The organism is Pseudomonas sp. 7-41 (genome assembly GCF_021233075.1).
GTDB lineage: Bacteria > Pseudomonadota > Gammaproteobacteria > Pseudomonadales > Pseudomonadaceae > Aquipseudomonas > Aquipseudomonas veronii.
In genome coordinates, this window is sequence record NZ_CP089551.1 from 3,470,775 (window position 1) to 3,483,316 (window position 12,542).

The following is a 12,542-nucleotide window of genomic DNA, read 5'->3' on the forward strand; positions in this document are numbered from 1 at the left end:
CAAGACAACCAGTCACCGCGCCAGCGGCACCGAAAGGCGGAATATGAAAATAAACTCGGCGGATTTTAGAGTACGGGAAGGCGACGAGGTCAATCTCCATAAGTGGCCGACCAAGGTGGAACCTTTCTACAAGTCAAAACAGCAATATCGCCAGCTTCTGACAACGCATGTTGCGCAACTGAGCGCGCAGCAGCAGCTGCTTTACGCGTCCAATCGCCATGCCATTCTGCTGATTTTCCAGGCGATGGATGCCGCAGGAAAAGACGGTGCCATCAAGCATGTGATGTCAGGTGTGAATCCGCAAGGTTGCCAGGTATTCAGCTTCAAGCATCCCAGCGCGGCTGAGTTGGAGCACGACTTTCTATGGCGAACCACACGCAACCTACCGGGACGCGGACAGATTGGCATATTCAATCGGTCGTACTACGAGGAGGTACTGATAGCCCGTGTCCATCCGGAAATTCTCCGAAGCGAGGGCCTCCCGGATGCTCTTGAAAACAATAGTACTGTCTGGCGGGAGCGATATCGTTCGATCTCCAATTTGGAGCGCCACCTGTCAGGTAACGGAACGCGCATCATCAAATTTTTTCTCCATCTGTCGAAAGAAGAACAACGAAAACGCTTCCTGGATCGCATCGACAAGCCGGAAAAAAACTGGAAATTCAGTGCTGCGGATATCGAGGAACGCAAGTATTGGAAAGACTATATGCAGGCCTACGAAAAATGCCTTAGTGCAACGAGCACGACTGAGACGCCTTGGTACGTTGTGCCTGCCGATGACAAGAAAAATGCCCGACTGATCGTATCTCAGATATTTTCAGATGTGCTGGATGGGCTGAAAATGTCATATCCCAAGACCAGTGAGGAGCGTCACCAAGAACTGCTGGATATCCGCAAGCAGCTTCTGGAAGAATGAATGAACGGTGCCGCTTTATCAGCATGCATGAGAGGCTGATGGATGCCAGTTCAAAAAACATGCTTTGGGACCTGGTTGAAAATCTGGCAGAACTTGGCAGGCTTAGAATTGAGCAGTGTGGTTTGTCCCGGAGCTGGTCGCTCATCATTCACTTCATGGGGACTCAGCGGACATCTCCATCTCTGGGCTGAGTGTGCCGAGCCAGGCAACCAGGCCCATAATGATCACCGCGACCGAGAACTCTAGAATCATGCTGCGCCGTAAAGCGTTGATCGCGACGGTGTGAGTATCTGCCTGAATGGATCGCTCAAGCAGCGGGCTCAGGTGAAAGCGGTTTACCGCCGCAAATACCAGCATCCCCGCGAACAAGAAGACCTTCAAAGACAGCAGGGCCCCATACGTGCTGGAGGTCAATGTCTCGAATGCTGGCCCGACAACCATCAGATAGTTGACGATCCCGGTGATAGTCAGGGTTGCGACGATAAGCGTCCCCGCTGATTCGAAACCAGTCAGCGTTCGAGCCAGCAACCGTATCTGCAGATCGCCTGTGAGGTTGGTTGAGCGCAATAACAGCGCAAATGCAGCGAGAGCGCCCAACCAACTGCCTGCACCCAGAAGATGGACAATATCGCTGGTGAAGTGCAGGTAGCGTCGACTGCCTTCATCCATGGCACCATGTCCCGTCCAGGCGAGCGTCGCGAGGGCGATGGCCCCACACAATGTGGCCAGCCAGAGGCTCAATGCCGGGCTTCGTCGATTGAGAGTCGCGGCGATGACCGCCAAGGTCAATGAGGCTATTCGAACCATCCAGGTCAACCCGACGTCAGTGTCCATCAACATCATCTGCAGGATGTGGTGATGCAGCTCCATGACGCTGGACACGCCGCTCATCGTCTTGGCCATCTGTAGCATGGCCACCATCGATAGCAGTATGCCGATGAGGGCAGTTCCCACCAGCAACGACCCAAAATTCAACACGGCGCCGTCTGCACGTTCCTTTCCTCTGAGACTGTACAGGCCAAACAGTGCCAGCCCGAAGAGCAGCATCAAGTCGATATAGAGCGCGAAGCGAAGGCTAATGTAGATGGAGTCGTCCATGGATCACTTGACTTTAAAGGTCACGGTACCTGTGATCGGGTGGGTATCGGAAGAAACCGCCCTCCACTCGACCTTGTATGTGCCAGGTGTGAGCGGCGCTGCCGGGGTGATGACCATCATTTTCGGATCGTCGCTACCCGCGACACTCGCTTTGACACCCATGGGGGAGTGGGCGGACATGCCCGGCATTTCGGTCATGATCAGTTTCGCGCCGGAAAACTGGGTGGTGAGCTTTTCCGAGAAACTCAGTTCGATTTTTGCCGGTGCAGCCACGGTGGCGCCATCGACCGGGGTGGAGGACAGTAATTTTGGATGCGCCTGGGCGGCAGTGCTCAACAACAAACCGATGCTGAGTGCAGCGACAGCACCGAGGGCTTTAAACGATGACATGCAAGGCTCCTGACGGCCTGGGCCGTGGGTGGGGTGTTACTGTTAGAATGGATGTATCTTTCGGTCAGGTTTAGAACCACATTCGCACACCGACGACAAAGCGCGTATCGCTCTGGTCTTCGCCTTCTTCGAGGCGGTAATCCGCCGTTTTGCCGTAGGCGCGGTTCCAGGTCACGCCGATGTAAGGTGCGAACTCGCGGCGTACTTCATAGCGCAGTCTCAGGCCGACCTCGGTGTCCGACAGCCCTGAGCCTGTGGCCCGTTGCGGGTCGTTTTTGCCATAGAGGTTGATTTCCGCAGTGGGTTGTAGAATCAAACGGTTGGTCAGCAAAATGTCGTAGTCACCCTTGAGCCGCAGCGCGGTCTGGCCGGCCTCGCCCAGGTAAGCGGTGGCTTGAGTTTCAAAGTCGTAGAGCGCCATGCCTTGCAGTCCCAGCGCCGCCCAGGTCTGCGGTGCACCAGGTTTGAAGTCTTGTCGCACTCCGCTGACCACGTCCCACCAGGGACTGACGGCGTGTCCCCAGAGTGCCTGAAGCTCAGCGCTTTCGGTCACGCCATTGGTTCGCTCGCCTTCGGTACGCAGCCAGAGACGATCCGTGTCGCCGCCAATCCAGCCGTTGGCTTCCCAACGTAATGCACTGCCCTTGTCAGCGTCTTGCCACTCGAGTTGATCGATCAGGAAAAATGAGTTGATGGCGCTGTCGTGCATCTGGTGGCCGGCATGGCTTTCAAACACCGCCGCGCGATCGGCATCGGTGAGCGCCGGAATGGGTGTACGGCTTTGCTGGGGCGCTGCGGGTTTCATACCCTGCATCTGGGAGTGATCCATCTCCTGCATCTGGTTGCCGTCCATACCTTGCATGGGCTCGGTCTGCCCATAAGCAAGCGTCATGACACCCATCCCGAGGATGGCCAGGCCGGCGAGTAGCGGTTTAGCGGTTCTATCGAAGTTCATGTCTGGCTCCTACTCTTGTACACGGACTTCGCGGAACATGCCCATTTCCATGTGGTACATCAGGTGGCAGTGGTACGCCCATCGCCCCAGGGCGTCGGCGGTCACGCGGTAGCTGCGTTTGGTGCCGGGCGGCATGTCGATGGTGTGTTTGCGAACCATAAAATCACCGTTTTCATCCTCCAGGTCACTCCACATGCCATGCAGATGAATGGGATGCATCATCATGGTGTCGTTGACTAGAACCACTCGGATGCGCTCTCCATATTTGAGATGAAGTGGTTCGGCGTCCGCGAATTTGACGCCGTCAAAAGACCACGAGAACTTTTCCATGTGTCCGGTCAGGTGCAGCGTGATGGTGCGGCTGGGTTCCCGGCCATCGGGATCCTGGAAGGTGCTCTTCAGGTCTGAGTAGGTCAGTACCCGGCGACCGTTGTTTCTCAGTCCCATGCCAGGATCGTTGAGTTTCGGTGTGGGGCTCATCGTCTGCATGTCGACCAGCGGGTTGTTCGCTTCCGAGGCCGGGTGGGGCTCCATCGAGTCCATGCTGCTCATGCCCGGCATCGAGTGCCCCGACGTGTCTGCCGAGCCTGGCGTCTGACTGTGATCCATGCTCTGCATCGATCCACCGTCCATGCCCGTCATACCCTGCATGCCGTTGTCCTCGCCGGCCGCCATTTGGCTGTGATCCATACTCTCCATGCCTTGCATCGAGTCCTGGGTCATACCCGTCATATCGCCATGATCCATGCCGGCCATATCCCCCATGCCCATGTCGCTCATCGTGATCAACGGACGTGGATCCAGGGGCGGCACAGGGGCCGAGAGCCCTTCATGTACAGCCAATGTGCCTCTCGCGAAACCGGTGCGATCCATCGACTGGGCGAACAAGGTGTATGCATTTTCAGTGGGTTCGACGATCACATCAAAGGTTTCGGCCACGGCGATGCGGAACTCATCGACGCTCACCGGTTTCACGTACTGCCCGTCTGCGGCGACGACAGTCATTTTCAGCCCAGGAATACGCACGTCAAAGTAGCTCATCGCCGAGCCGTTGATGAACCTCAGGCGCAGCCGTTCGCCGGGCTTGAAAATGCCTGTCCAGTTGCTGTCGGGAGCCTGTCCGTTGAGCAAGTAGGTGTAGGTGGCGCCGCTAACGTCGGCAAGATCGGTGGGGTTCATGTTCATTTCAGCCCACATTTTCCGATCCGCGACGGTGGCAGACCAACCGTTCTTGCTGACGTCATCAATGAAGTCGCCGACGGTGCGCTTGTGCAGGTTGTAGTAACTGGATTGTTTCTTGAGTTTCTTCATGACCCGCGCTGGGTCTTCATCCGTCCAGTCGGACAGCATCACCACATAGTCGCGGTCATAGCTGAAGGGTTCGGGATCCTTTGCATCGATGACCAAAGGGCCGTAGACGCCGACCTGCTCCTGGAACCCGGAATGACTGTGATACCAGTAGGTGCCGTTCTGTTTGACCTTGAACGAATAAACGTACAGGCCGCCCGGTTCGATGCCGTGAAAACTCAGACCCGGTACACCGTCCATGTTCACCGGTAGAATGATGCCGTGCCAATGGATCGAGGTGTTTTCCTTGAGCCGATTCCTGACCCGCAACGTCACCGTATCGCCCTCGCGCCAGCGCAGTATCGGGCCGGGGAGGCTGCCGTTGATGGTCATGGCGGAGCGGGGCGTGCCCGTGAAGTTCACCCCCATTTCACCGATAGTCAGATCGAAATGAGTGCCCGCGAGCACATTCGGCTGCCCCTGACTGGTAATTGCCCACACCGGGCTGCGCCACAGCCCAAAGCCTGCGAGTACCCCGCCTGCCGCCAAGGCTTTCACGAAAGTGCGTCTTGATGTTCTGGAATGCATCGAGGGGTATCCAGTCAGTCGGAGTCCAGGCAGATACGAAAGCGCTGCCACAGTAGGGCCATGGCTCGCTTCAGAGAGTCGGTGCCAGCCGCCATTTTGCGAGCAAGATGTCACATCATCAGCCCGCGCGTGATTACATTTCCGTCAGGTTGGCGGCGGCAATTTGGCTGCGCTGCGATAGGGCAGCATCGATAGAGTTGTCTTGTTGTGATAGGCCGTGTCAGGTTAGCCCTGACGTAGTCATCAATTGCCGTTTAAACATATCGCTTACCGACAGCAGCAACCGCCGCCGTTCCCGCCACAACCCGAGGCGTTCTTACTCGGTACGCTTTCCATTGTCGCCAACTGTGCTGGATAGCCAGCCTCCTGCAGGGCTGAAAGCAGCGCATGGCTGTCCGAATCGCCGCTGACCTTCACCCGGCCAGCTTGTAGATCCACTGCTATGTCACTGACGCCTTCAAGTGGGCGCAGCGCTTCGGTGACGTGTTTGACACATGAGCCACAGCTCATGCCCTGGACTTGCAGTTCAACGGTTTTCATCGGTGACTCCTCATAACAAAATGCATCATGCAAAGGCTGAGGCATTCGGCTTTTCTGCGACGTTGGCTTATCTTCAACCTTGCTGCGATGGCAAGGTCAAGCGGTCGTTATCACTCAATCAATGGAAGCCTGGCGCAGACCATCATGATTTTGTACTCCAAGGGAGTGCTATCGAGTAGTACGGCGGTGTCGCTCTAGCCATGCAGGCCATGGCGACACCGCCGTTGCATTGCCAGCGCCGCAATCCTCGGTGGATAGCGGTCGTCACTTCTTCATTGGCATATCCATCATCGACGACTGCTGATCCATCATTTTCATCATCATCTCCATCATTCCTTTACCCATACCCATACCGTCCTTGGAGCCAGACATTCCCATGCCTGAGCCCATCTCCACGCCCGTACAACCAGCAGCACCTTGCTGCTTACTCATCATGGCCAAGCTGTCCTTCATCGTTTTCATACCCTCTTGCATGGCTGCTTGCCGTTCGGCTGGTGTCTTCGCGGCGGCGGCTTTGTCATGAGCGGCCTGCATTTTCTGCATTTGCTCGCTCATCGCTTTATTCATCACCGACTCGGACGGTGCGCTGGCAGCCGTTGCGCTGGCAGGTGCGTCGACAGGGTGATGCTCATCTTCGGCAGAGGCCATGAAGACGCTGCTGGCCAAAATGGCGGCAAGAACCAGTTTCAATTGTGTTTGCATGGTGAACTCCGGGTATTTAGAGATAAGTAGGAACTACTAAGCCGCGCCGAATCGGCGCAATGAAGCAGAGCGGCCACGGTGTGACCGCCCTGAAAGGCGAATTAATCGTTGAAGCGGACGAATATAAGGCGGGCTGGCGGCCCCGATGGAGCGGGGCGCTTCAGTGCGAGTGCAGCGAAGGTTATTGTTTGAGCGAGGTTAAGCAGCAGCATCGCAGGTAACAGCAAGGCAAGCGCTAAACTGGCGAGATCCACTGTCGGGATCTGCGATGTGGGACTGATCGCCTTTGCTGCATCGGCACAATGCTTAAGGCAGCCGCTGGCATGCAGCGCATGTTCATCCACCTGTTGCAGCGTGGAAGGAGTCTCGTGCGTTGCACTCAGGCTGTGCTGCGGCTGCACCAGGCAGCCGTGAAATACCGTCACGATCACAGCCAACACCCACACCCCTAGGGTGAGTCGCAAAAGATCGCGGTAGTGATGACGGAACCAATACATGACGTGCTCCACGGGCCTGTTAGACCCTATTTGTTTCAGTGTAGACACCCAGGCAGTCGCAGAGTTGACTTCAATCAGGTAAGTGGGTTTTTGGGTGCGCTTGGGCAGCAAGGCTGTTGCTCGGCAAGCAGGTGTTGCTGTGGTCATGATTCCGAGAGTGCAACCTCCCCGAGTCGGTTTATTTCGGCAAAACTAAACTCAGCTTTCTTGGAGGCTGGCCATCCTCGCCGGCGGTTCATCGGCAGGCTGTTTAAATGGGAGCTTGGGTTTGACGGTGATGCCGGCGGCGATCAGAGCGCTGCGTAAGGACTGAGGCGCAGCGAAAGCGAGTCGCGCAACTCGAAACTGCCAATGCATAACAATCGGTAAGTGCCATGAGAAAAAAACCAGAGCATCACCTTCAACTTCGAGTACGCGAGCTTGGGCAGTTGTTTAACTCGATGGATCCGACACCTTTTCTTAACAAGGATCTAGATCGCGAAGCTGAAGCGTTCATTGAGACTTGGGCGGCGGAATTTTCGTCGGACAGCCGGCTTCGTATCACAATCCACCTTGAGCACCTACCAGCAGAGGGCGATCCAAGTGCGATCATGATCGAGGCAATCCACAATTACTTTGATCATAAGGCAGGCCTCACGCGCAGTGAGTTAAAACACCTCCTTCGAGATGGCCGCATCAGCCTGGTGATCGGCATCGCCTTTGTTACCCTTTGCCTGATTGCAGTCGATGTCATTGGTCAACTGGGCACTGGCGCTGTAGTCGGCACAGCGCGCGAAAGCCTGATGATCGTTGGCTGGGTGGCAATGTGGCGACCGCTGCAGATTTTTCTATATGACTGGTGGCCGCTTTTAAGATTGATGCGTGTCTACAAAGCCATCAGCCATGCACATGTTCGAGTGGTGCAAGGTAAATAATTTCTGCCGTAAGCCGAAAGAGGCCGGTATCGGCGATGTATCCTTGAGCATCTAGGCCGCCAATGACTGTAGGGAGGAAAGATTGGGAATGGGATGAATGGCCGCGTCATTGGTGAACCCGCGCTAGAATCTTTGCGTGGTGCATTTACGTTTAGCAGACGTACTGGGTGCTAACCAGTCACCAAAGCTTCAGATACGGAAACGGAGATTCCGTGACAGGGCGACCTAAGGGCGGGTGTGAGGATGGAGCGCCAACAGCGCTGATTTTTCAGCAAACGGGGTTTTGTGGAAAAGCGACTAGGGGTAAGTGGAAATGGACAGCGCGAATCCGCGGCTTCCTAACCTGGCACAGGATTATACAAGTGGGCGATGTCAGATGTTCATAAGCCACTCACGGGCCGGAGATTACTGACTCAAAGTCCTCGAAACGAATGCGGCCGTTCATCGAATGATGTTCATAAACCTGACTTTATTGGCCTCAGTTCAAGGCAAAGAAGTTTCTACGAAGCTCGGGGCGATTCACGCTGACGCAGCTGCCGACACAGCGCGCCAGTGAGACTGGGCAACTGCTGCCGCATCAGTGGGTACCGGTCTGACTTACGCAAGGTGAGTTGGGCGGACGCTAACTCGTTCGAGGCAGAAAAGCAAAGAAAAACGCGACCGAAAGGTCGCGCTTTTTGTTTGTTTAGGCGAAACGGAATACTTACTCGAATGCCCGGAAGCCCTCGTTGCAGTACCACTCACTTTTGAGAAGCGCTTGGTACATGGCGGTATCCCAAGCATTCACATGGACAGCCTTTTTTCCGGCCGCAATGACCCGAAGGTGGTCTTGTACTCCGGCTAAAGCAGAGGCCGACCATACCAAGTCAAGCGTGTCCTTGAGATTGGCGAGTTCGTTACTGGCCTCGATAGAGAACCGTGAGGCCAGCTTGTAGTCTCTGAAATGCGCCAACACCCTAGTCTTATCGATCGGATCCCAATCCTCTGGGGGACTCACGAAAAACTCCAGTACTGGCGGGGCGCCCGTAAGCACCCGCGCGTGTAGCCACTGGTCACCGACCATCCGAGGATGCTCAAAATACGGGTGGAGTGTTTGTTGGTCTTGCGTGGTCGCGGTGGCGGCATTTTTGCCGGTATTGCAGTCCTTGCACGCTGGCACGAGGTTCCAGGGCAGAACAGATAATATCGGGAATCTAGCTTTCGGCAGGTAGTGGTCGAGGGTGCTAGCTTGTCCGAACCCGCAGAACGGGCATTTTTTACGCGGAGCCAGACCGAGCAGGTCGGTGTACACCCTCCTGGCAGGCTTCGTGTCAGCCACCATGTGAGAAGAGTAGGTAGCTTTCAGCTCCTTCTTGGTTACCTGGCCGACCACGATGTCATCGTTATCACAGTCGATAGCTGGGATCGCGAAGAATTGATTGATAAGGCCTTTCTGCTGGTACTCTTCCGCGGCAGCAACCACCTCCGCTGTAATGGCTTGCAAGCGCGCTCTTAGATCCTCGTCAGCAATGCTGTTCACGCAGAGGCTGTAGACCATCTGCGGATCCTGAGCGGGAGCGCCTATTGCTCTCATTGATCAGACTCCCATTGCTTGTCACGCGCGATAGTCATGGATCTCAAAAGTGCCTGGCCTTCGGTGCCAATCTGACCTGCATAGTCAACCTTGATTTGCTCAAACGCAGCACCTGTCCGGACGTCGGCGGCCAGGAGCTCATGGAAGCCTGATTTGCTCACCTCCAGACCAAAGACGTGTCGAGTTAGGACGCCAACGTTCTCTGCAAACGTCTCGGCATCCGGACGGTCGACTGTCGCTGTCTCGCCACTCCTGTTAATAATGGACACACAAGACTTTGGCACTTCCTGCAGGACGACAGGTGAATGGGTAGCAATGATGGCTACAGCATTTCGCGCAGTGAGCAAATCGGACAAGGCCCGGGTGAAAGCAGACAGCAGAGGAGGGTGCAGATGGCTTTCTGGTTCATCAATCAACACCAGCGTTTTCTCGTCAACGGTTTCGACGAGCTGGGTAATGGTCAGCAGAACAATAGCGTGGCCAGAGCTCATTCCTTCGAACATGGTCGTACTACGTCGGACGAACTCGGCCTTGGTTTCTGATCTATCGGCGTCAAAAACCTCAATCAGCTGGAGGAGATTCATTTCCTCAAAATTGAAGTCAGACTCGAGCTTGTGAATTGCCTTGATCCACCGTGCTCTTTTTGCGCTTAGGCTGAGGCAGACTTTGAGGCTATCGGCCAAATCCGTGCAGAGGTGGGGCTTGGTCTTCAACCCCCAAAAATTCTCTCCCTCGGCGGCTAGCACCCTGTGCTTCAGGCCTACATATCGATATCTCATTCCCTGGCTGGGATCATCCTGGTTCGGCGGGGGATCAAATGGATCGAACGCGCTGAATGAAACCGACACCACACCTGCAAAGTCATCATTGGTGAGCGGTCGCCTGAAGCTCCACATGTTCTTGTTGAAAAAGCAGCCTTTGGCGTACACCTCATCACTCGGCGTGACCAAGGAGTCAACCATGCCATTCAATAGGGTTGTTTTACCCACCCCGTTTCGGCCGATCAAGATGTGAACGTTACTGGAGGGTTTGACATCAGGATCGACACTGAACTCGAGAGTCAGCGGTGCGATACCGTCTGATCTTGCCTTTTCATAAAGGAAGTCGTACGGGGTCACTGGGGCGTCCCCGGTGAGGATCCGCTTGAATTGGTGGTCAATCGTTGTTGGGTTCACTGCCCGAAGCAGGGAGGTGCTAAACGCTAACTCTGAAGAGGAAGCCTCCCGACGCTCTTTGGAGAAAGCCACATCCCCTAACGCGTTGAGGATTGCGTGAGCGTCCTCCAGCGAAAACAGCTCAAGTAGTTTTCGATAGTATTCGACGTCCTGCCCCAGGCTGAAGAATTTGGGTTCTAGCGACGTGAATTCATCAGGCATCCCATGTTCTGTCCAGCCTTCAGATTGCCCCTGGTAAGCGATCTTCAGGTCACCAACTCTATGTTCGACCCCACCCCCATCAACGATGATCAGGGCAAATTTGGTTTTGTAGCCGTAGTCGTCCCAGTTATCTACATACAAAATCCCCGAGTTTCTTGCATCCTGCTGGAGCTTCCCTCGGTGTTGAACCTTGATGAATTTCATACTCATGACGTCCTTGCTCTGAGGGCACACGCAGCGTGCTTTTGGTGTGCGATGGCCATTTGACCTCATTCTACCGGATCGATAACGTCTGAGAAACCTGATGGGATTTAGTGGACTGGTGGAAGCAAAAACGCCGTCTGAAAGGGCGGACTATTAGAATTGGCAGCTTTCGGCGGCTGATCTGTTACCTGTGCCGATTCAGCATGGTGTAGTGGTCTAATGAAATCTATGGTCACCCCCATTTTTGCAATGCTGATTAACGGGTGAAGTGGTTGGCTTGCTTAAATCTATCCGGCGTCTGTATGAGGCATGCCCCGCGCCATGATGAGAGTCGCGCCTGGCAATCCTGAAAACCGGAGCGGTTTCTTAAAGCCGTTTCATAAGTCAGGTTCTTCGCCAGGCCGGTGTGCCGTTCACGTCATCCATTTTTCAGCTATCGCAAACCTGAAGGTGCCTCGTGGTACTGCAACAACAGCAGGGTCAGGCCGCCGTGGCGTCTGACCCTGCTTCAAACATTGTATGGTGAGCAGATATTGCCCAGGCAATTCGCGCCAGTTTATTGGCCAGAGCGCACGCCACGACATTGGAGTGTCGTCGCTGAAGCAATGAGCGCACCCAATCAGCCAGTGCCCCTTTTTGACTATCGAGCCTTTGCATATAAACCCTGGCGCACTGTACCAACAGACATCTGAGGCTCTTGTCTCCTCGCTTGCTGATCCCCTTCAAGTTAGACCTGCCACCCGTGCTGTACTGTCTAGGAACCAACCCTATGGAAGCGGCGAAGTCACGACTGCATCCGAATTGCTTGCCGTCTCCCATTTCGACAGCCAGTTGGCCAGCCATCTGTTTATCCAGCTGTGTGATTTGCTCATCCAGGTAGCCGAAGTGTGCGTGCAACCGCTGCAACAATGTGCTGAGCCGTATCGGCAACTCGTGCTCAGCCAGAATGCTAGGCAGACGTTTTATGACCGTCCGCCCAAGAGGCAGGCTGATGCCGAACTCCAGCAGGAAGCCTTGGAGTTGATTGATTGTTTTGGTGCGGTCACGCACCAGCAACTCACGCATGCGATGCAGTACTGAGAGCGTTTGCTGGGCCTCGGTTTTAGGCGAGACAAATCGCATCGAAGGGCGTGAGGCGGCTTCACAGATTGCCTCGGCGTCAACGAAATCATTTTTGTTACTTTTAACAAAAGGCCGAACAAATTGCGGGGATATCAGTTTGGTTACATGTCCCATGGTCGCCAGTTCGCGGGCAACGAAATGGGAACCAGCGCAGGCTTCCATCACGACAGTACAAGTGGGGCAGTTGCCGAAAAAACGCATCATCTGCACGCGCGAGAGCTTCTTGCGAAACATCTCTCGACCCGATACGTCCTGGCCGTGCAAGTGGAAAGTGTGTTTGCCGAGATCGATACCGACCAGTGCCAATTCGCTCATGATGATGGCCTCCAAAATAAAACACCCTGCGAAAGCGTAGCCCTCGCAGAGTGTGGGGGTGACCA

General features: G+C 55.1%; 12 protein-coding genes. 2 read left to right on the plus strand and 10 right to left on the minus strand.

Translation table 11 applies throughout. The features are described 5' to 3' along the window. Positions 1-43: 43 nt before the first annotated feature. On the plus strand, positions 44-916 hold the full coding sequence (locus LQ249_RS15445; RefSeq protein ID WP_057004125.1) for an ADP-polyphosphate phosphotransferase: 873 nt from the start codon (positions 44-46) through the stop codon (positions 914-916). A 153-nt stretch (positions 917-1,069) separates the two neighbouring features. Here the strand turns inward: LQ249_RS15445 and copD are convergent, their stop codons facing one another. The 7 genes from copD to LQ249_RS15480 form a co-directional block, all read right to left on the minus strand. After that, positions 1,070-2,014, minus strand: a complete 945-nt coding sequence (gene copD, locus LQ249_RS15450) for a copper homeostasis membrane protein CopD (RefSeq protein WP_057004126.1) — start codon at positions 2,012-2,014, stop codon at positions 1,070-1,072. A gap of 3 nt (positions 2,015-2,017) precedes the next feature. After that, on the minus strand, positions 2,018-2,404 hold the full coding sequence (gene copC, locus LQ249_RS15455; protein WP_046489501.1) for a copper homeostasis periplasmic binding protein CopC: 387 nt from the start codon (positions 2,402-2,404) through the stop codon (positions 2,018-2,020). 70 nt (positions 2,405-2,474) lie between these two features. Next, a complete protein-coding gene (locus tag LQ249_RS15460) occupies positions 2,475-3,359 on the minus strand; it encodes a copper resistance protein B (protein ID WP_046489500.1) in 885 nt (294 codons plus the stop codon). A 9-nt stretch (positions 3,360-3,368) separates the two neighbouring features. After that, complete coding sequence (locus LQ249_RS15465; RefSeq protein WP_057004129.1) at positions 3,369-5,234, minus strand: copper resistance system multicopper oxidase; 1,866 nt, start codon at positions 5,232-5,234, stop codon at positions 3,369-3,371. 267 nt (positions 5,235-5,501) lie between these two features. After that, entirely contained in the window at positions 5,502-5,774 is a 273-nt protein-coding gene (locus LQ249_RS15470) for a heavy-metal-associated domain-containing protein (RefSeq protein ID WP_079443823.1), read from the minus strand. A gap of 264 nt (positions 5,775-6,038) precedes the next feature. Then, entirely contained in the window at positions 6,039-6,476 is a 438-nt protein-coding gene (locus LQ249_RS15475; RefSeq protein WP_046383461.1) for a hypothetical protein, read from the minus strand. A gap of 101 nt (positions 6,477-6,577) precedes the next feature. Beyond that, positions 6,578-6,973, minus strand: a complete 396-nt coding sequence (locus tag LQ249_RS15480; RefSeq protein WP_232565585.1) for a hypothetical protein — start codon at positions 6,971-6,973, stop codon at positions 6,578-6,580. Positions 6,974-7,347: 374 nt separating this feature from the next. Here LQ249_RS15480 and LQ249_RS15485 point away from each other — a divergent pair, with 374 nt between their 5' ends. Continuing rightward, positions 7,348-7,887, plus strand: a complete 540-nt coding sequence (locus tag LQ249_RS15485; RefSeq protein ID WP_046489498.1) for a hypothetical protein — start codon at positions 7,348-7,350, stop codon at positions 7,885-7,887. Positions 7,888-8,590: 703 nt separating this feature from the next. Here the strand turns inward: LQ249_RS15485 and LQ249_RS15490 are convergent. The 3 genes from LQ249_RS15490 to LQ249_RS15500 all read right to left on the minus strand — a co-directional run bounded on the left by LQ249_RS15490 (position 8,591) and on the right by LQ249_RS15500 (position 12,477). Further along, positions 8,591-9,424 carry an HNH endonuclease gene (locus LQ249_RS15490; RefSeq protein WP_232565586.1) on the minus strand — a complete coding sequence of 278 codons (834 nt, stop codon included), beginning with the start codon at positions 9,422-9,424 and terminating at the stop codon, positions 8,591-8,593. Positions 9,425-9,456: 32 nt separating this feature from the next. Beyond that, positions 9,457-11,040 (minus strand): AAA family ATPase, encoded by a 1,584-nt coding sequence (locus tag LQ249_RS15495; RefSeq protein ID WP_232565587.1) that lies wholly within the window; start codon positions 11,038-11,040, stop codon positions 9,457-9,459. 480 nt (positions 11,041-11,520) lie between these two features. Then, positions 11,521-12,477, minus strand: coding sequence for an IS110 family transposase (locus tag LQ249_RS15500; RefSeq protein WP_232565588.1), 957 nt, complete (start codon positions 12,475-12,477; stop codon positions 11,521-11,523). Between the last annotated feature and the right edge of the window lie 65 nt (positions 12,478-12,542).

What these genes read in the sequence shown, in the direction of transcription:
- LQ249_RS15445 (WP_057004125.1), top strand. Translation starts at nt 44, where the DNA reads ATGAAAATAAACTCGGCGGATTTTAGAGTACGGGAAGGCGACGAGGTC.
- copD (WP_057004126.1), bottom strand. Translation starts at nt 2,014, where the DNA reads ATGGACGACTCCATCTACATTAGCCTTCGCTTCGCGCTCTATATCGAC.
- copC (WP_046489501.1), bottom strand. Translation starts at nt 2,404, where the DNA reads ATGTCATCGTTTAAAGCCCTCGGTGCTGTCGCTGCACTCAGCATCGGT.
- LQ249_RS15460 (WP_046489500.1), bottom strand. Translation starts at nt 3,359, where the DNA reads ATGAACTTCGATAGAACCGCTAAACCGCTACTCGCCGGCCTGGCCATC.
- LQ249_RS15465 (WP_057004129.1), bottom strand. Translation starts at nt 5,234, where the DNA reads ATGCATTCCAGAACATCAAGACGCACTTTCGTGAAAGCCTTGGCGGCA.
- LQ249_RS15470 (WP_079443823.1), bottom strand. Translation starts at nt 5,774, where the DNA reads ATGAAAACCGTTGAACTGCAAGTCCAGGGCATGAGCTGTGGCTCATGT.
- LQ249_RS15475 (WP_046383461.1), bottom strand. Translation starts at nt 6,476, where the DNA reads ATGCAAACACAATTGAAACTGGTTCTTGCCGCCATTTTGGCCAGCAGC.
- LQ249_RS15480 (WP_232565585.1), bottom strand. Translation starts at nt 6,973, where the DNA reads ATGTATTGGTTCCGTCATCACTACCGCGATCTTTTGCGACTCACCCTA.
- LQ249_RS15485 (WP_046489498.1), top strand. Translation starts at nt 7,348, where the DNA reads ATGAGAAAAAAACCAGAGCATCACCTTCAACTTCGAGTACGCGAGCTT.
- LQ249_RS15490 (WP_232565586.1), bottom strand. Translation starts at nt 9,424, where the DNA reads ATGGTCTACAGCCTCTGCGTGAACAGCATTGCTGACGAGGATCTAAGA.
- LQ249_RS15495 (WP_232565587.1), bottom strand. Translation starts at nt 11,040, where the DNA reads ATGAAATTCATCAAGGTTCAACACCGAGGGAAGCTCCAGCAGGATGCA.
- LQ249_RS15500 (WP_232565588.1), bottom strand. Translation starts at nt 12,477, where the DNA reads ATGAGCGAATTGGCACTGGTCGGTATCGATCTCGGCAAACACACTTTC.